The organism is Diaphorobacter caeni (assembly GCF_015354245.1).
Classification (GTDB): Bacteria; Pseudomonadota; Gammaproteobacteria; order Burkholderiales; family Burkholderiaceae_C; genus Diaphorobacter_A; species Diaphorobacter_A caeni.
On sequence record NZ_JADKYZ010000008.1, the window covers coordinates 93,616 to 112,642 of the forward strand.

General features: G+C 63.4%; 16 protein-coding genes and 1 tRNA gene. 9 read left to right on the forward strand and 8 right to left on the reverse strand.

Annotation, left to right across the window (positions count from 1 at the left end):
* The first annotated feature begins 1 nt into the window (after position 1).
* On the forward strand, positions 2–304 hold the full coding sequence (locus ISG32_RS19290; RefSeq protein WP_194772654.1) for a hypothetical protein: 303 nt from the start codon (positions 2–4) through the stop codon (positions 302–304).
* A 417-nt stretch (positions 305–721) separates the two neighbouring features.
* On the opposite strand, the gene plsY is transcribed toward ISG32_RS19290, so the two are convergent.
* The 3 genes from plsY to ISG32_RS19305 are packed head-to-tail and all read right to left on the reverse strand — an operon-like array spanning position 722 to position 2,993.
* Complete coding sequence (gene plsY, locus ISG32_RS19295; RefSeq protein WP_194772655.1) at positions 722–1,360, reverse strand: glycerol-3-phosphate 1-O-acyltransferase PlsY; 639 nt, start codon at positions 1,358–1,360, stop codon at positions 722–724.
* Between the two features lie 49 nt (positions 1,361–1,409).
* Positions 1,410–1,910 carry a Cys-tRNA(Pro) deacylase gene (ybaK, locus tag ISG32_RS19300; RefSeq protein ID WP_194772656.1) on the reverse strand — a complete coding sequence of 167 codons (501 nt, stop codon included), beginning with the start codon at positions 1,908–1,910 and terminating at the stop codon, positions 1,410–1,412.
* A gap of 21 nt (positions 1,911–1,931) precedes the next feature.
* Positions 1,932–2,993, reverse strand: coding sequence for an aldo/keto reductase (locus ISG32_RS19305; protein ID WP_194772657.1), 1,062 nt, complete (start codon positions 2,991–2,993; stop codon positions 1,932–1,934).
* 131 nt (positions 2,994–3,124) lie between these two features.
* Here ISG32_RS19305 and ISG32_RS19310 point away from each other — a divergent pair, with 131 nt between their 5' ends.
* A complete protein-coding gene (locus tag ISG32_RS19310; protein WP_194772852.1) occupies positions 3,125–4,054 on the forward strand; it encodes an alpha/beta fold hydrolase in 930 nt (309 codons plus the stop codon).
* Positions 4,055–4,065: 11 nt separating this feature from the next.
* Here ISG32_RS19310 and ISG32_RS19315 read toward each other — a convergent pair whose 3' ends face one another.
* The 3 genes from ISG32_RS19315 to ISG32_RS19325 form a co-directional block, all read right to left on the reverse strand.
* On the reverse strand, positions 4,066–6,039 hold the full coding sequence (locus ISG32_RS19315) for a sensor histidine kinase (protein WP_323745959.1): 1,974 nt from the start codon (positions 6,037–6,039) through the stop codon (positions 4,066–4,068).
* Positions 6,036–6,743: a response regulator transcription factor gene (locus ISG32_RS19320; RefSeq protein WP_194772658.1), complete on the reverse strand. Its 708-nt coding sequence runs from the start codon at positions 6,741–6,743 to the stop codon at positions 6,036–6,038. The genes ISG32_RS19315 and ISG32_RS19320 overlap by 4 nt, the downstream gene beginning before the upstream one ends.
* A 111-nt stretch (positions 6,744–6,854) precedes the next feature.
* Positions 6,855–7,481, reverse strand: coding sequence for a response regulator transcription factor (locus ISG32_RS19325; protein ID WP_194772659.1), 627 nt, complete (start codon positions 7,479–7,481; stop codon positions 6,855–6,857).
* Positions 7,482–7,729: 248 nt separating this feature from the next.
* On the opposite strand from ISG32_RS19325, the gene prfB reads away from it, so the two are divergent.
* From prfB to ISG32_RS19355, 6 genes are all read left to right on the forward strand, one after another.
* A protein-coding gene (prfB, locus tag ISG32_RS19330; RefSeq protein ID WP_194772660.1) for a peptide chain release factor 2 occupies positions 7,730–8,834 on the forward strand; the annotation gives its coding sequence in 2 pieces (ribosomal slippage) (positions 7,730–7,810 and positions 7,812–8,834; 1,104 coding nt in all).
* 64 nt (positions 8,835–8,898) lie between these two features.
* Complete coding sequence (locus ISG32_RS19335) at positions 8,899–9,114, forward strand: hypothetical protein (protein WP_194772661.1); 216 nt, start codon at positions 8,899–8,901, stop codon at positions 9,112–9,114.
* Positions 9,115–9,119: 5 nt separating this feature from the next.
* Entirely contained in the window at positions 9,120–10,469 is a 1,350-nt protein-coding gene (locus ISG32_RS19340; RefSeq protein ID WP_194772662.1) for a WD40 repeat domain-containing protein, read from the forward strand.
* 403 nt (positions 10,470–10,872) lie between these two features.
* Positions 10,873–13,596 (forward strand): aminopeptidase N, encoded by a 2,724-nt coding sequence (gene pepN / locus ISG32_RS19345; protein ID WP_194772854.1) that lies wholly within the window; start codon positions 10,873–10,875, stop codon positions 13,594–13,596.
* 45 nt (positions 13,597–13,641) lie between these two features.
* Entirely contained in the window at positions 13,642–14,646 is a 1,005-nt protein-coding gene (locus ISG32_RS19350) for a class 1 fructose-bisphosphatase (protein ID WP_194772663.1), read from the forward strand.
* Between the two features lie 49 nt (positions 14,647–14,695).
* A tRNA-Thr gene (locus ISG32_RS19355) sits at positions 14,696–14,771 on the forward strand.
* A 101-nt stretch (positions 14,772–14,872) separates the two neighbouring features.
* Here ISG32_RS19355 and ISG32_RS19360 read toward each other — a convergent pair.
* Complete coding sequence (locus ISG32_RS19360; RefSeq protein WP_194772664.1) at positions 14,873–15,484, reverse strand: hypothetical protein; 612 nt, start codon at positions 15,482–15,484, stop codon at positions 14,873–14,875.
* Positions 15,485–15,921: 437 nt separating this feature from the next.
* On the reverse strand, positions 15,922–17,355 hold the full coding sequence (locus tag ISG32_RS19365) for an amino acid permease (protein ID WP_194772665.1): 1,434 nt from the start codon (positions 17,353–17,355) through the stop codon (positions 15,922–15,924).
* A gap of 247 nt (positions 17,356–17,602) precedes the next feature.
* Between ISG32_RS19365 and ISG32_RS19370 the strand changes: the two genes are divergently transcribed.
* Positions 17,603–19,012 carry an aminotransferase-like domain-containing protein gene (locus ISG32_RS19370; protein ID WP_194772666.1) on the forward strand — a complete coding sequence of 470 codons (1,410 nt, stop codon included), beginning with the start codon at positions 17,603–17,605 and terminating at the stop codon, positions 19,010–19,012.
* Positions 19,013–19,027: the final 15 nt, after the last annotated feature.

The window sequence follows — 19,027 nt, forward strand, 5'->3', positions numbered from 1 at the left end:
GGTGAGCAACCCATGCCTGATTTTGGATATCGCCTGCGCCGAGTACTGGCAACCGTTCAGGGAATGCCGCCGAATCGAGCCAAGCAGCCAGCCCACCGTTTTGCACCCGAGCCGGGAGGTAGCAGAAGCGGAAGCGCTGCGCCTCGCTGCCGCCCACCCCGGTCGACGCTTCGCCATCTTCGAGCTGACATCGGCAGCGACGACGGTCAACGTTCCCACCCACGTCACTTTGAGCGGCAAGGTGCTGGTGACCCGCTCGATCGCCCAGCTCGCGACGGTCGGCGAGCCAGATCTGCCGTTCTGAACCGCTAAAATTTCCAACGGGCCAAAATTTTCACGCCCTGAAAGAGATTTGTAGAATCCAACCCGAATCTTCCCGTAAGTGCCCGGCACTACCCGGATTTATCTCATCGGTGGTGGATTCTTTATCTCATCTCTGTTCATCGGGCAGGGGGACACCCCCGTCGCTGCGGGGCGGCCCTTGCTCGGGGGTCGCTGGCCTGGGCCGCGACAGTATCGAACTCCGCGCACAATGCGAGTCTCCCCAAACAGCGGACTTCGAAGCGCAGCAAGCGCCTGATCCACCGCCACAATGACGAGACAGCCCCTCAGGCTAGGCGCGAAGCCGCAGATCAGTACTCTCGTACGGCAAGGCTTCGCAACGACGCATGAGGGGCTGTATCGTCACCTCAAAACGAGTGACGAACAAAACCAAAAAAACTCAAGAAGACTTCTTCTTGGAGCCGATCTTGGATTCTTTTCCGGCGAGCAATCGGGTGATGTTTTCCTTGTGGCGATAGACGAGCAAGCCGGACATGATGGCGATGGCTACGCCGATGCGCGGATCCATGGTCCACGCCACGCCCCCGCCGAGCACATAGAAGAACGGCGCAAACACCGCCGCCACCAGCGACGCGAGCGACGAGTAGCGGAAGAACACCGCGATGATCAGCCACGAGGCGAGCGTCGCCAGCCCCAACCAGCCGCTGATGCCGATGAGCACGCCAGCGGCGGTCGCCACGCCCTTGCCGCCCTTGAACTTGAAGAACACCGGCCACAGGTGACCGAGAAACGCCGCCAGACCGACTGCGGCAATCGTGCCCTCTTCCAGTCCGTAAGGCTGACCAAACCAGCGCACCAGCACCACAGGCAGCCAGCCCTTCACGGCGTCCAGCAACAAGGTCAGGATCGCCGCCGGCTTGCTGCCCGAACGCAGCACGTTGGTGGCGCCGGGGTTGCCGCTGCCATAGGTGCGGGGGTCGTTCAGCCCCATCACGCGGCTGACGATGACTGCGAACGACAGCGAGCCGATGAGATAGGCCGCGATGGTGACGACGATGGAAAGTACGATGGGGCTCACGGGGTCCGTTCAGCTGAAGAGGTAGGAACAAGAATAGGAAGACAATCCGCTATTCTGCCAGCGCGCACTGCACCGGTTTGGCTTGCAGCAGATCCACACACACCTGCGGGTTCAGTTGCACCAGAAATCCACGCCTGCCGCCGTTGATGGCGATGCGCGGCAGCTCCAGAATGCTCTGCTCGATGTAGACCGGCATCTGCTTTCTGGTGCCGAACGGCGAGGTGCCTCCGACCAGATAGCCGCTGTGCCGATTGGCCACCTCGGGCTTGCAGGGCTCGATGCTCTTGGCGCCGATCTGGCGCGCGAGGTTCTTGGTCGAAACCTTGCAGTCGCCGTGCATCAGCACGATCAGCGGCCTGGCGTCCTGATCCTGCATCACCAACGTCTTGACGACGTGGTGCTCATCGAGGCCGAGACACTCGGCACTGTGCTCCGTGCCGCCGTGCTCGACGTACTCATAGGGATGCTCGGTGAACTCCACCTGACTCGCGCGCAGCAACTGCGTGGCGGGGGTTTCGCTGACGTGGCTGGCTTTGTCCTTCTTGCCCATGATTTCAATCCGTCTTCACGCTCACTGCGCCGGATCGCGATGCAGCTTGCGGATCGCGTCGATGCCCTGCAGCACCTCGGGCGAGAGCTGCGTGCCCCAGATGTCGATGTCCTCGTCGAGCTGCGCGACGGTCGTCACGCCAAGGATCGTGCTCGCCACCTGCCACTTGGTGTAGCAGAAGGCCAGTGCCATCTGCGTGGGCGTGAGGCCGTTGTCACGCGCGAGCTGGTTGTAGAGCTTGCCCGTCTCCCACGACTCCCTGCGCCCCCAACGCTGCTTGCGCATGGACTCGAACATCGCGAGGCGCCCCTCGGCCGGAGCGCCCGCTCCGGTAGTGCCGCTCGCGTCATACTTGCCCGACAGCAACCCGTAGCCCAGCGGCGAATACGCGAGCAGCGACACGCCGAGCCGATGACAGCTCTCGTCCATCGCGTTCTCCCAGCTGCGGTTGAGCAGCGAATACGGGTTCTGCACCGACACCACGCGCGGCAGGCCGAGCTGCTCGGCATGCTTCACGAACTCGTGCACGCCAAAGGGCGTCTCGTTCGACAAGCCGATGTAGCGCACCTTGCCGGCGCGCACCAACTGGTCGAGCGCCTTCAGCTGCTCGAGAATCGGCGTTTCGCTCGCGTCCTTCTTCGGGTCGAAATACATCAGCCCAAACGCCGGCACATGGCGCTCGGGCCAGTGGATCTGATAGAGGTCGATCACGTCGGTCTTCAGCCGCTTCAAGCTGCCTTCGCACGACGCGATGATGTCGGCCGCCGTCATCCCCGCGCCTTCGCGGATCCAGGGCGTGGCGCGCGATGGCCCGGCCACCTTGCTTGCCAGCACCACGCGGTTGCGCACGCCCGGGTTGGCCTCGAACCAGTTGCCGATGATGGTCTCGGTCGCGCCCGCGGTTTCCCGGCGGGTCGGCACGGCATACATCTCGGCCGTATCGACAAAATTCACGCCGCGATCGAGCGCACGGTCGAGGATCACGTGCGAAGTCTGCTGCGAGACCTGCTCACCAAACGTCATCGTGCCCAGACAGATGGGCGTGACCTTCAAATCGCTTTGACCAAGGGAAATCAGATTCATGGAGTTTCATTCAACGACGGACTTGCAGCGGAAATCATAGACAACATCTCGCCGGCGCGTGGCACGCCGCGCGGAGTCCGACGAAACTTTGGTGACACCCGCAGCAGCGTCGCATGTCGATAATGCGCGGCATGTATACCGAACAACGCCCCGCGAGCCCGCTCTTCGTACCCGTGCGCAACATGCGCTACCACGTGCGCGTCTGGGGCGACCCCGCAGCAAGGGCCGCCAAGGCGCTGCCACCGCTTGTGATGGTGCATGGCTGGATGGACGTGGGCGCGTCCTACCAGTTCGTGGTCGATGCGTTCAGCGACGCGTTCGCCAGCGGCCGCCTGATCATCGCCCCCGACTGGCGCGGCTTCGGACACTCCATGCCGGGCCATGCGCAGGACCACTATGTGTTCGCCGACTACCTCGCCGATCTCGACCAGTTGATCGACCACTTCTCGCCCGATGCGCCGGTCGACCTCGTCGGTCACAGCATGGGCGGCAATGTGAGCATGATGTATTCCGGCGCACGCCCCGCGCGCATTCGCCGCCTGGTCAATCTGGAAGGCTTCGGTCTCGCGGCCTCGCGACCTGCGCAGGCCCCCGCGCGCTACGCGAAATGGATGGACGAGCTGCGCCAGTATGAACGCGGCGATATGGCGCTCAAGCCCTATGACAGCCGCGACGGCGTGGCCCTGCGCCTCATGAAGACCAACCCGCGCATCTCCGCCGACAAGGCGCAGTGGCTCGCGCAGCACTGGGCCGCGCCGGACGAAGACGGCAAGTGGCACATCCTCGGCGCGGCGTCACACAAGATCATCACGCCGATGCTGTTTCGCGCCGACGAGATGCTGGCCTTGTACGAGGCCATCGCCGCACCCGTGCTGTCGATCGAGGCCGAGGAGAACCACATCGAGAAATGGTCCGGCGGAGCCTACTCGCTGACCGAGTTCCACCAGCGGCTCGCCCATGTGCGCGACGCCCGTTCAGCCAAGGTGAGCGATGCGGGCCACATGCTGCACCACGATCAGCCTGAAGCCGTCGCACGCCTGATCGAAACGTTCCTGACCTGAGCGGCCTCTCGTCAGGCGACCGCGTCCGTCGGCTGCAGGGGCAGCACCAGCATCAGCACCGTCTCGCCCTGGCGGGAAGTCAGGCAGAAGTCCGCCCCCATGCGCTGGGCGCGGGCCTCCATGCTGCGCACGCCCACGCTGAGCCCGGCGCGCTGAACCGCCGCCACGTCGAATCCCGCGCCATCGTCCTCGATCTTCAACGTGAGACGCTCGTCATCGCTCACATCGACGGTCACCCGCACCCGGTGGGCGCGACTGTGCTTGATGATGTTGGACAGCGCCTCCTCCACCACGCGGGTGAGCGCCAGACACTGCAGCGCGCTCGGCTTGCCCTTCCATTGCTGGGGCACCAGCCACTGCGAATCAATGCCCAGATCGTCGAGGATGTTCGTGAACCGGTAGCGCAGCGGCGCCATCCACTCCACCGGTGTCTGGGGCACGGTAGCGCCGGCGCTCGAGCCGTAGTCGATCACCTGCCGCAGGTCGTCGCGCAGCACCTTGAAGAGCGACATCACCCGCTCGTTGGGCAAGGGCTGACTCGCCTGCTCGACGATGGCCATCGAGCGCACCAGGCTCGCGCCCAGCCCGTCGTGCAGATCGTGCGCGATCTCCAGGCGCTCCTGCGTCTTGGCATGCGTGAGGCGCTGCACATGCTCGCGCTCAAGCGCCTGTGACAGATCATGCCGCGCATCATTCACTTTGATCGTGAGTTCGTCGTTGAAGAGCGCGATCCGGCGCATCTGCGAGCCCAGCTGACTGCCCAGCAGCAGCGCCATGAAAACCGTGGCAATCGGCCCTGAGAGTGCGGACAGACTCTCTCCGCCGCGCCAGGTACCCATCACGACGAATATGTCGTGGAACGCCACCACGATGAACACCAGCCAGCATGCCGCCAGCAGCAGATGCCGCGGTTCACGCGTGCGCCACGCATGCCATTGGAACTGGATGCAGACCAGCAGGAACACCCCCACCGACGTGAACCAGCCCCCCTCGTTGACGCCGCGCACCTGGTCCGCAGGCATGAAGAGAACCAGAGCGCAGCCCACAACGACACTCGCCCAGAGCAGCTTCTGCGCGCGCGGAAAGCGCATGCCTCCGAACTCCCAGTTGAACTGGCAGAAGCATGCGACATAGACGATGAAGAGGCAGACGTTGGTGCGCGTGACCGACAGGGCTCGTGCGAACGGCCAGCTGTCCGTGGCCAGCACCGTCCATATGTAGCCCACCCAGATGATCGACATCAGCGCGTACCAACCATAGGCCCGCTCGCGGCGGTGCATGACGAACACCACGAGAAAGATGCAGCCGACGGCGCCCGACATCACCGACGTGATCAGGTAGGCCGTGCGCTGGCGCCAGGTGTGGTCTTCAATCTTCTCGCGGACATGGGTGGGCGAGCCGATGTACAGCTTGCCGACGCCCGTCTCCAGTTGGCTCACCCCGGTCACCCTCAGCCACAGCGTGTTCACGCCCGAATGCAGCGTGGTGCGCGGCAGCAACCACCAGCGCGGCATGTTCCAGCTCGCGGAGAGCGGCTCCACCAGCGAGACATCGGTCCACAGCAGATCGTTGTTGCTGTAGAGAGCTCCGGCCGAGCTGACCGCCGACAATCCGACCGCCACCTGCTGCATGGAACCATCGTCGGCCTTGCACGCGCTGTGCCAGTCGATGCGATACCAGGCGGTGTGCATGCTGTCGCCCGTCACCCGCGGCCATTTGTGCGGCAGCTCCACGGTCTGCCATCCGGTCGCGGGAGGAAAAGGTTTGGGACTCGCCTGCCGGCCATCCAGAGACCGCTCCGGCACGGGGTCGAGGGCCATCAGCACCGACAGCACCTTGGGCTCGCACAGCGCGGGCGCTGATGCCTGTGCCGGCGCATCGGCCCATGCCGACACCGGGGCCGCCATGGTCAAGATGGCCACCAGCGCCACGAGCGCGCCAAGCAACGCCCGCCATGCGGCAACCGGGCGCCCGACTCCCGTCACTCGAGCAGTCCCCGCGCCTTCGCCTGCTGAACCGCCGACACCCGCGAAGACACGGCCAGCTTGCGATAGATGCGCTTGATGTGCGTATCCACCGTGAAGCGCGAGAGCATCACCCGCTCGGCGATCTCGCGGTTGGTGAGCCCGTCGGCCACATGGCGCAGGATGAGGCATTCGCGTTCGGTGAGTTCGACCTCGCTGGTCGGCGTCTGCGGCGAATCCGGCGCGGTCACCGGCAACAGCTCAAGAATGCGCCGCGCGATGAACGGATCGATGGGCGCGCCCCCGCGCAGCACGCTGCGGATCGAGAGCGACACCTCCAGATCGTCCCGCTCCTTGAGCACATAACCCGTCGCCCCGGCGCGCAGCGCGCCGAGGATCGCTTCCTCCGAACTCCAGGCCGACACCACGAGAATCCCGAGCCCCGGGTCTTCGGCACGCAGCTCCAGGATCAGCGAGCGGCCATTGCCATCAGGCAGCACCAGATCGACGAGCGCGAGCGCCACCGGCTGATGGCTCAGAAACTCCCGCGCCGCCTTGAGCGAATCGACGATGACCAGGTCATTCGGAGAGTAGCCCAGTTGCTGCAGCACCAGTTGCAGACGGCGCTGCAGCAGCGGCTCGTCCTCGACCACCAGCACCGGAACCGGCAGAGCCGCATCACTGGAGGACGCCGGAGCACCTGAGGGAGGAACTGGATTCACCATCTTGGACATATGGAAAAGTAAGAGAAAGGCACGGTGTCGATGTTAGGTCACAAATCGACACCTGCCACGACGCCAAGGACAAACGCGGGGGTGGACCGAGCCCATCCCGGCTCAGGCATGCAGTTTCAGATACATCCGGCGCACCCGCTGCTCCATCCCTTGCCGGTCAAAGGCCAGCCGCCTGCACACCTCCCGGTGGCTGCAGCCCTCCGCCGTCAGGCTCAGCAGGGCCAGATCGATCACGTCGAGCCGGTAGGTGGTCGCGGCCGCTCCGACGCCGGATGAATCATCGCGCAGGATCTCGCGCGCCATCATCGGATCGATCATCGCCCCGCCGCGCAGCGCGCAGCTCACCACCTCCTGCACCTCGGCATCATCGCGCTCCTTGTGCAAATAGCCGCTGGCCCCGGAGCGCAATGCGCCCAGCACGGCGGCCGACGAGCGCCAGGCCGATGCCACCAGCGTGCAGATGGCGGGATGAACCCGGTGCATGTGGGCAATCAGCTTCTCGCCCTCCCCGTCGGGGAGAGCGAGATCGACGAAGGCCATCGAAAAGCTGCGGCTGTCAAGAAGCGCGTGGGCCTCGGAAATGGAAGCGGCGACTTGAATGTTCTGCGCAAGGAAACCCAGATTATGAAAAATTCGCTGCAGCCGATGCTGCAACAGCGGTTCATCCTCGACCACGAGGACGGCGGCACCCAACGGCGTGATGACAGTGGGCAGGACCGGTTTTGACATGACTTGCTACAAACGTAACCGAGAGCGGAGATGAGGGAATGCTAGGGATCATTTGTCCTCGCGCATATCCCCTAAATAGGTGAATTTGGGGGCAGTACAAACCCTAGTCCGGTGTTTGTCACCCGGCACGGAAAGCACGTCCGCGATGTCACCAATCACACGCCCAAAGAGGCTACTCCTCCATCCATGAGAAAATAATGGGTTGCTTACAAAGTACCGAAAAGGTACGAAACCCAAGGATTACGAAAATGGACGCAGAACGCATCAACCTGATTGGCACCACCCTCGAAGACCTGTCCACCCGGACGCAAGAGCTTCGGAGGTATCTTTGACTACGATGCAAAGTTTGAACGCCTGCGCACGGTAAACGCATCGCTCGAAGACCCCAACGTCTGGAACGACCCCAAGAAGGCCCAGGAACTGGGCAAGGAAAAGAAGTCGCTCGACTCTGTCGTGCTGACGCTCCAGAAGCTCACGGGCGAGCTGACCGACAACCTTGAGCTCTATGAAATGAGCAAGGAAGAAGGCGACGAAGCGGGTCTGGAGACTATCGAAGGCGAAGCCGCCAAGCTGCAGCCGCTGATCGAGGAACTCGAGTTCCGCCGCATGTTCAGCCAGGAAGCCGATCCGCTGAATTGTTTTGTCGACATCCAGGCTGGAGCCGGCGGCACCGAAGCGTGCGACTGGGCCAGCATGCTGCTGCGTCAGTACCTCAAGTACGCCGAGCGCAAGGGCTTCAAGACCACGGTGGAAGAAGAAACCCCGGGCGACGTCGCGGGCATCAAGAGCGCCACCATCAAGGTGGAAGGCGAGTACGCCTTCGGTCTGCTGCGCACCGAAACGGGCGTGCACCGCCTCGTGCGCAAGTCCCCCTTCGACTCGTCGGGCGGTCGCCACACCTCGTTCGCCTCGCTGTTCGTTTACCCCGAGATTGATGACTCCATCGAGATCAACATCAACCCGGCCGACGTGCGCACCGACACCTACCGCGCTTCCGGTGCCGGTGGTCAGCACATCAACAAGACCGACTCGGCCGTGCGTCTGACGCACATTCCGACCGGCATCGTCGTGCAATGCCAGGACGGTCGCAGCCAGCACAGCAACCGTGACGTGGCCTGGCAGCGCCTGCGCTCGCGCCTGTACGACTACGAAATGCGCAAGCGCATGGAAGAGCAGCAGAAGCTCGAGGACACCAAGACCGACGTGGGCTGGGGCCACCAGATCCGTTCCTATGTGCTGGACAACAGCCGCATCAAGGACCTGCGCACCAACGTCGAAGTCTCGGCCACCCAGAAGGTGCTGGACGGCGATCTCGACGTGTTCATCGAAGCCTCGCTCAAGCAAGGCGTCTGATCCGGGCAACTGCGCATCGCGCGCAGCCAACGCAAGGCCAGCCTGTCCCAGGCTGGCTTTTTTCATGGCCCAGAGCCATCCGGGCATGCCCGGCATCCCGGAGCGGGCCAACGCAGCCCGGCGAGCGCGTGAGCCGAACGCCACAGCCGAAGACGGCGTCGAGATCAAGGCCCGCATGCAGAAAACCTGCACGACGTCTGGCAAGCCCCGGCATTCCCCATGGAATGCTTTCCAGTCTTTTCATGGTGGTACAACGGCAACTTCCTCCAACGATCTCTGACCGCCATGAGCCCTGCCTCCGCATCGTCCTCGCAGTGGAAAGCATCCGTCCACGCCTACGCGAAACACCTCAACGAATACATCGCGCGCGGCGACGCCAAGGGCTGGAAGGGCATGGGCGATCCCAAGGAGCCACCCCAGTTCGCCCCGCTGCTGCCCGAGATGATGAGCGCGCTGCGCGCAGCCAACGCGGAAGGCACCGACGCAGCCATCGCCGCCTTCCGCGAGCAGTGGCCACCGATGCACGAGGCGACACAGTCGCTGCTGCAGGACAACAGCCAGGGCATATGCGCACTCGCCTGGCTTGCCAACGGCGGCCTCATGGTGCGCACCGGAGCCTGGCACGAACCCGGACGCGTGGTGATGGTCCACGGGCTGCAGGTGACGGACATGCCGGATGCCGAGATGTTCGGCTCCAGCCCCATGCAGCGCGTGACGGCGGTTGCGGGCAACGGCGTCATCTGCCTGTTGAACAACGACGACGGCTCCATTGCGGCGAAATTCCCCCTGCCCACGGGCGACGAAGACCTGCCGATCGGCCACCCCTCATCGAGCGACGACGCGCAAGCGGATGGCGACGCTGCGGGTGACGAGGTCGGCAGGACCGAGATCCAGCAGCTCATTGCGTTCGATGACGCGAGCGGTGTGGTGGTGGTGCAGAGCGCCGGCATCTTTCTGGTCACCGCATCGGGCATCCGGCGCCTTCTGCCCGAGGCCCAGGAGCTGGCCGAGAACATGGAAGAGGAAGAGCCCTACCCCGTGCGCCTCGACATGTGTCACGCGGCAGTGTCGCCGAACGGGCAGTGGATCATCTGCGGCGCGCAGGACGGCAGACACCGGGTATTCAACGCGCGCGGCGATCTGGTCGATCGCGTCGGCCCCCATGGCGAATACCCTCACCACGCCGCCTTCTTCGCGGATGGCAAACATGCGGCGATGAACGCCTGTCATTTCTACAACGGCGGCACGATCGCGGTGGACGTGAGCGCCTTCGGAGGCATCGACAGCGAGTTCTACGACGAGCACCCCGCCGTCACGCTGATCGATGGCTCCGCGCGCGTCTACGCGAGCGCGCCAGTGGGTGATGCGCTGGTCCTTGGCGACGCCAACGGCTATCTCTGGGCACGCACGCCCAAGGGCGAACTGCGCTGGAAGCAGCACGTCGGCAGCACGATCTGCTCCATGGCCGCATCGGCGGACGGCACGCGGCTGGCGGTGGGCACCTACTCCGGCATCGTCCACATCATCGACCTGACGGATTCTCAGGCCGCGCCGGAGCAGGTCGGCAAGGACGCGCGCAAGGAACTGCGCCGCTGGCTGTTCTGGACGAACGAAGCGACCCCGCTGGCATGGTGATCCGCAGGAAGATTCCGAATTCTCGCGGGAGTGTCGCAACGACTCCCCCGGCGTGGGAGAATGCCCTCCGTTTTCCTGACGATGCAAAGCCGGAAAGACAACGCTGGCCCGACAGCGTCCGGCAGGCCCTCTCACCGGCCCCCGGCCCTGATCGCACCCGCGTTTCTCGCCCCCAGCCGCCTGTCAAACACCCCGCTCACGGTTGTGCCCCCTTCAAAGAGGCACAATGCTGGGTGGTGCCTGCTATCCCGCAGCGTCTGAATCATTGCGTTACCGCTGGTTTTCGACACTCGGCAAATGCAAAGCACAAAGATCAACAAATTCTGCATGCCTTGCGCAGCAGCGTTGAAAAGCCAACGCTGTGTGTGATGCATGCCCCAATTCACATGGAGTAACTCCGATGATGTTTGACGTTAGCGATGCGCGCCCGACGGCGGCAGCGATCCGCCGCGAAGACTACGCGGCACCGGCGTTCTGGATCGACACGGTGGACCTCACGTTCGACCTGGACCCCGCCAAGACGCGCGTGCTCAGCAAAATGCGCATCCGCCGCAACATGGACGTGGCGGCGCAGCCCCTGCGCCTCGATGGCGAGGACCTGAACCTTGCGCGCGTGATGGTCAACGGCGGCGGCACCTCGTTCAAGATGGAGGGCTCGCAGCTCGTGCTGGAGAACCTGCCCGAGGGCGACGCACCGATCGATCTGGAGATTTTCACGACCTGCGCGCCGATCAAGAACACCCAGCTGTCCGGCCTCTACGTCAGCAACGAAACCTTCTTCACCCAGTGCGAGGCCGAGGGCTTTCGCCGCATCACCTATTTCCTCGATCGCCCCGACGTGATGGCGATGTACACGGTCACGCTGCGCGCCAGCAAGGCCCAGTACCCCGTGCTGCTGTCCAACGGCAATCTGGTGGATTCGGGCGACCTCGAAGACGGCCGCCACTTCGCCAAGTGGATCGATCCGCACAAGAAGCCAAGCTACCTGTTCGCGCTGGTCGCGGGCAAGCTGGTTGCGCGCGAGCAGCGGATCAAGAGCCGCGCGGGCAACAACCACCTGCTGCAGGTCTATGTGCGCCCCGGCGACCTCGAGAAGACCGAGCACGCGATGAACTCGCTGATGGCGTCCATCGCCTGGGACGAGGCGCGCTTTGGCCTCTCGCTTGACCTCGACCGCTTCATGATCGTCGCCACCAGCGACTTCAACATGGGCGCGATGGAGAACAAGGGCCTGAACATCTTCAACACCAAGTACGTGCTCGCCAGCCAGTCCACCGCGACCGATGTGGACTACGCGAACATCGAATCGGTGGTCGGCCATGAGTATTTCCACAACTGGACCGGCGACCGCGTCACCTGCCGCGACTGGTTCCAGCTCTCGCTCAAGGAGGGTCTCACGGTCTTCCGCGATCAGGAATTCAGCATGGACATGGCGGGCTCCGCATCCGCCCGCGCCGTCAAGCGCATCGAGGACGTGCGCGTGCTGCGCACCGTGCAATTCCCTGAGGATGCAGGCCCGATGGCCCATCCCGTGCGCCCGGACAGCTACGTGGAAATCAACAATTTCTACACCGTCACGATCTATGAAAAGGGTGCGGAAGTCGTGCGCATGCAGTCCGAAATGGTGGGCCGCGACGGCTTCGCCAAGGGCATGAAGCTGTACTTCGAGCGCCACGACGGCCACGCCGTGACCTGCGACGATTTCGTCCAGGCGATGGCCGACGCGAACCCACAGAGCCCACTCACGCAGAACCTCGACCAGTTCAAGCGCTGGTACAGCCAGGCCGGCACGCCGCGCGTGCGCGCCTCGGGCGTGTACGACGCAGAGGCCCGCAGCTACACGCTGACGCTCTCGCAAAGCTGCCCCGCCACGCCCGGCCAGCCGACCAAGCTGCCGTTCGTCATTCCCGTGACGCTCGGCCTGCTCGGCGCTGACGGCACCGCCCTGCCCCTGCAGCAGCAAGGCGACGCAGAGGCCAGCGGCACCGAAGGCACCATCGTACTGACCGACGAGAGCCTCGCGATCACCTTCATCAACGTGGACTCCGCGCCCGTGCCCTCGCTGCTGCGCGGCTTCAGCGCGCCGGTGATTCTGGAATGCGACTTCAGCGACGCCGATCTGCTGAATCTGCTGGCCCACGACATCGACCCGTTCAACCGCTGGGAAGCCGGTCAGCGCCTTGGCATGCGCATCGCTCTGGCGGCCATCGGCAACGCCGCGATCACCGCCAATGAACAAGGCGAGATCACCGAGCCCATCCTGCCGCCGAGCTTCGTGCAGGCCATGCGCGACGTGCTGCGCAACCCGACGCTGGATGCCGCCTTCAAGGAGCTGGTGCTCACGCTTCCTTCGGAAAGCTACATCGCCGAGCAGCTCGACGAGGTCGATCCGCAGCGCATCCACGCCGTGCGCGAAGCCATGCGCGCCGAACTCGCGAGCAGCCTGGACGCCGACTGGGTCTGGGCCTACGAAGAGCACCAGACGCCCGGAGCCTACAGCCCCGACGCCATCTCCGCAGGCCGCCGCGCGCTGGCCGGTCTTGCGCTGCACATGTTGTGTCTCGCGGCCCGCCAAAGCGGCGACGCGCTCTGGCCCGGCAAGACCTATCAGCGCTTCAAGGACGCGGGCAACATGACCGATCGCTTCGGCGCGTTGGCCGCGCTGGTCAACACCGGCCATGAACTCGCCAAGCCCGCGCTCGAACGCTTCCACGCCCTGTTCAAGGACGAGGATCTGGTGGTCGACAAGTGGTTTGCGCTGCAGGCAGGCGCCAGCGACCGCAACGGCCACATCCTGCCCGCCGTGCGCGACCTGATGAAGCTGCCCGACTTCCAGATCAAGAACCCCAACCGCGCCCGCAGCGTGATCTTTAGCTACTGCAACGCCAACCCCGGCGCGTTCCACCGCGCGGACGGCGCCGGCTACACCTACTGGGCAGACCGCGTGCTGGAGCTCGACGGCTTCAACGTGCAGGTCGCCTCGCGCCTCGCGCGCGGCATGGACCGTTGGCGCAAGCTGGCAGAGCCCTATCGCTCGCTCGCTCGCGCCGCCATCGAACGCGTCGCCGCCAAGCCCGACCTCAGCAACGATGTGCGCGAGGTCATCACCCGCGCGCTGGCGGACTGATCACAGCGCCACACCAAGAATTCTGCATCCAGGAGATTTCCACAAATGACACAACGCACCAGCCTCACGCGCTATCTGGTCGAACAGCAGCGCGTCGACGGACTCATCCCACCCCAGCTGCGCCTGCTGCTCGAAGTGGTCGCGCGCGCCTGCAAGCGCATCAGCTTCGCCGTCAACAAGGGCGAACTCGGTGACGTGATGGGCACCGCCGGCACCGAAAACGTGCAGGGCGAAGTCCAGAAGAAACTGGACATCATCGCCAACGAAACGCTGATCGAAGCCAACGAATGGGGCGGCCACCTGGCGGCCATGGCCTCGGAAGAAATGGAAGGCATCTACGTGGTGCCCAACCGCTACCCGCAAGGCGAATACCTGCTGCTGTTCGATCCCCTCGACGGCTCCTCCAACATCGACGTCAACGTCAGCATCGGCACCATCTTCAGCGTCCTGAAGAAGCCCGAAGGCCACCCCGGCGTGCACGACAACGACTTCCTGCAAGCCGGCACCGAACAGGTCGCCGCAGGCTACTGCATCTACGGCCCGCAGACCACGCTCGTGCTCACCGTGGGCGACGGCGTGGCGATGTTCACCCTCGACCGCGAACAAGGCTCCTTCGTTCTGGTGCGCGACAACATCCGCATCCCCGACGACACCAAGGAATTCGCGATCAACATGAGCAACATGCGCCACTGGGACGCCCCGGTCAAGCGCTACATCGACGAATGCCTGGCCGGCAAGGAAGGCCCGCGCGGCAAGGACTTCAACATGCGCTGGATCGCCAGCATGGTCGCCGACGTGCACCGCATCCTCATGCGCGGCGGCATCTTCATGTACCCCTGGGACAAGCGCGAACCCAACAAGCCCGGCAAACTGCGCCTGATGTACGAAGCCAACCCCATGGGCTGGCTCGTAGAGCAGGCCGGCGGCATGGCCACCAACGGCAAGCAGCGCATCCTGGACATCAAACCCACCCAACTGCACGAACGTGTGAGCGTCATCCTCGGCTCCAAGAACGAAGTCGAACGCGTGACAAGCTACCACGCCGAGTGACCATGACGATCCGCCGAGAAGTTTTTTTCGGTATATAATCTCAGACTTCGCCGGTGTAGCTCAGTCGGTAGAGCAGCTCATTCGTAATGAGAAGGTCGGGTGTTCGATTCATCTCTCCGGCACCAAGTCAGTAAAGAAAAGCCCGCTATCCAAAAGATAGTGGGCTTTTTCTTTTCCTGATCGGTGTATGGGCGGATGTAAGTCGATTTTTTATGCTTGTCGCGTCTCAATCCATCTCCGCCATGCTGTGAAGGTATTCGTACAGTCGCATTTCGCAGTAACCGTGCCGGGAGAAAAGCTCATCCAAAATGTCCGTGGCCCCCCCGTCCAACGCATTGGGCTGCGTTTGAGTCCGGGCGAGATTCTGCACGCCCTGCGTAAATGCATTCGCATAGGTAATCAATGATTCGTGGTAGTCCGGACGCAAAAATGGTTTGGCGCTCGTTATTGCTGCGTGCAACTTCGCGCCAGCTCCTAAGAAATCCTTGTAGGGCGGTTGTAATTTTGATTGCTGCATGGAGCGAATCATTCCGAGCATCACTGACATTGGAGCTAGGTTGTTCTGAATGCCGCTGATGGCATCGAGCCTCATTTCCGCGAGCCTGACGGCAACCACCTTTTTCACTTCTTGATTGGCTTTGATTGCCTCAGCTTGAGCAATCAGCATTGTTTTGTAGCTCTCCAAATCGCGCTGGTGCTGGGCCTTGATCGCTTCAATATCCTTGTTCAGCCAATGCGCGATTTGCGCCTTACCAAGCCCAGCGACGATTGCCAGCAGAGCAGCAGAACCTGCGCTACTCGCAATCACTGTCCACACAAAATTCCATCCGTTTTGCATCGCCTTCTCTCCTTGAACTTCGAGCTTACCTGCAACTGTTCCATCAACTCATCATTTTTGCGGGAACAGTGGGGGCGACCAGGAATGTCAATATTCATGCGGGTTTGCGGCGTTCCCACAGCTGAAGATCGACCGGGGACAGCGGAGAAAGCATCCAAACAAACGTGCAAAAATTTTTACGATCGATAGATTCACCCGCATACAGATTACGTCACACCAGTGAAGCGTGATCACGTTTGGATTCCAGCATCGATCACAGCGACGAAAGCCGCAGCTTCCGCATTTGGTCTGCCGCTTTTTCATTCGGCCCCTCTTTGATGATGGCTTGATGAGCAGGCGCAAGCGGTTTTCCGGTAGTCCAACCGATCGAGCTACCGCCAGGTTTGGACTCAGAGCGGCGGTTCTGGCAAGCCACAATCGTGGGAAGCCAAGCATGGCTATCCCGGCACACTCCCACGCCGTTGCCCGCGATTCGCGCGCCAATGCACCACCAAACCGGCCACCACTATCACCAACGCCGCCCCACCGGTAGACAGCACCAGCGGCCGGTACTGGTCCACAAACAGCATCACCACCAGCGCGACGATGATGAACACGATGACCAGGTAGGTGAGCCAAGGGAACAGCCACATCTTCAGGCGGATTTCGCGGCCTTCGGCTTCGAGTTTGCGGCGCATTTTGAGCTGGGAGAAGGCGACGACGAGGTAGACCAGCAGGGCGATCATGCCGGTGGTGTTCATCAGCATGTCGAGAATGTCGCGGGGGCGCAGGGAGTCAAAGAAATTGAGCACGGCGATGCCGACGGCCATGAGGCAGGAGGCGATCACGGCGTAGATAGGTGTGCCGTTGCGGCGGGTGAGCTGCAGCACGGCCGGTGCGTCGCCGCGCTTGGCCAATGAGTAGAGCATGCGCGAGCAGGTGTAGTGGGCGGAGATGAAGCAGCTGCTGACCGAGGTGAGCACCACGCCGCTCATGATCCAGCGCGCGCCGGGCACGCCCAGCATCTCGAGCGTGCGGCGGTAGGCGCCGTAGCCGGATTTCCCGAGCAGCGGGTCGTTCCAGGGCACGAGGCAGACGATCAGAAAAATCGAGCCGATGTAGAACAGGCAGATGCGCCAGACCACCGAGTTGGTGGCGCGCACGATCTGCTCGGTGGGGTTCTGGGCTTCCGATGCGGCGATGGTGACGATCTCGGCACCAAGAAACGCGAACATCACGCCGAGCAGCGCAATGGCCAGCGACTCAATGCCCTTGGGCATGAAGCCGCCGTGCGCGGTGAGGTGCGTGAAGCCCCCTGTCTCGCCCAGCGGCCAGAGCTTGAAGACCGCCAGCACGCCCAGCGAGATGAAAGCGATGATGGCGATGACCTTGATGAGCGCAAACCAGAATTCGAACTCGCCGTAATTGCGCACCTGCAGGAAGTTCACGATGATGAGCAGCGCCGTCATCAGCGCGGTGAAGGCGTTGATGCTCACCATCGGAAACCAGTCGTGCAGGATCATGCCGGCGACGTAGGCCTCCCAGGCCATGAGCAGTGTCCAGAACCACCAGTAGAGCCAGCCGATGGTGAAGCCTGCCCAGCGGCCAATGGCTTTTTCGGCATAGGTGGAGAACGATCCGGTGTCGGGCGAGGACGTGGCCATCTCGCCGAGCATGCGCATGATGAGGATGACGAGTATGCCGCCCGCCAGATAGGCGAGCACCGTGGCCGGTCCGGCCTGGGCGATGACGCTGCCCGAGCCGACGAACAGCGCCGCGCCGATGACGCCCGCGATGGACATCATGGTGAGATGGCGCGTCTTGAGCGCGCTGCTGAGCGCGTTGTGGCTGCCCGCAGTCTCGTACGGACGGGCGCTGGTTTCTGTGGTCATGTTGAATGTCTCCCTCATTGTTGTGAGTCCGGTGCCCGGCCTTGATGACGTTCGCGTGCGTTGCTGCACATTCGCCATCAAGGCCCTGTAGAGCCGCCACCGTTGGGCCGGCGGGCAGTCAGCCAACAAATGTAAAAACCGCCCTTTGCCTCGTCCATGCACAGATGTGACGCAAGACGGCGGCACTGTGCTGTGCGTAGATTCGCTACACACAAACCCTGTGCGACCTACCACCCGCACTGCCGCCATGCTTTCCCTTCAACCCTCTTCCTCCACGCCGCTGGTGGTGCAGATCACGGACGGTCTGCGCGCGCTGATCGACACGCGCTCGCTCAAGCCCGGCGTCAAGCTGCCGTCGATCCGCGCCTTCGCCGCGACGCATGCAGTGAGCGTGTTCACCGTGGTCGAGGCCTACAACCGGTTGGTCGCGCAGGGGCTGCTCAGTTGTCAGCCGCAAGCGGGCTTCTTCGTCAATCGCGTGATGCGTGCCGAGCCGCCGGACAGGCCCAGCCACGCACGCCATCGGCCGGTGTTCGATGCCGACTGGTATCTCCAGCAGATCTTCGAGAATCGGGACTGGCCACTCAAACCCGGCTGCGGCTGGCTGCCCGATGAATGGATGTTTGCCGACGGCGTGCGTCGCGGCCTGCGCAAGCTGGGTGCGCAGGGCCTGTCGCTGAGCGGCTATGGCGACCCCATGGGTCTTCTCGCGCTGCGCCGGACGATCGCGCAGAACCTCGCGCACGACCAGCTCATTGCGGCGGGCAGCGATCAGGTCCTGCTCACGCACGGCGCAAGCCAGGGCCTGGAGCTGGCCGCCTGCTGTCTGGTGCAAGCAGGCGATGTGGTGCTGGTCGATGATCCAGGCTATCCCAATCTGATGCGGCTGCTGCGCTCGCTCGGCGCGCGGCTGATCGGCGTGCCGCGCACCCCATCGGGCTACGACATGCAACGGCTCGAACAGTTGCTGGCGGCGACGGAATTGCCTCGCCCCACGGTCTTCTTCACGCAGCCGCGGCTGCAGAGCCCGACCTGCTCACGCGCCAGTCTCGCGCAGATGCACCAGCTCCTGAAATGGGCGACGCAGCACGACTTCATGCTGGTCGAAAACGACATCTATGCCGACATGGACGCCAACCACCAGGCGTCGCTCGCGAGCCTCGATCAACTCGATCGCGTGATCTATCTCGGCAGCTTCTCCAAGACCGTCTCGGCCAATCTGCGCGTGGGCTATCTGCTGGCGCGCAAGGACATCGTCACGCGACTCACGCAGCGCAAGATGCTCTCGGGCCTGACCAGCTCCGAGGTGGCAGAGCGAGTGGTGTTCAACGTCATCACGGATGGGCGCTGGCGACGGCATCTCAAGCTGGTGCGCGAGCGGCTGACGGCCACGCATGACAAGGTCGCGCAGGCCTTGCAGCGCCTCGGCTTCGAGCTGTACTGCGAGCCGCGTGAAGGCATGTATCTCTGGGCGCGGCATCCGCAGGTGGCCGACTCCATGACCATGGCGGCTGCGGCCGCTCAAGAAGGCATTCTGCTCGGGCTTGGACAGTTGTTCGTCGTCGATGATCAGCGCACGGACTGGCTGCGCTTCAACGTGGCGTTCAGCGATGATGAGCGCTTGTGGCGGTGGATTGAGGACTGGTTGAGGCGATGAGGCGTCAATGCGGCC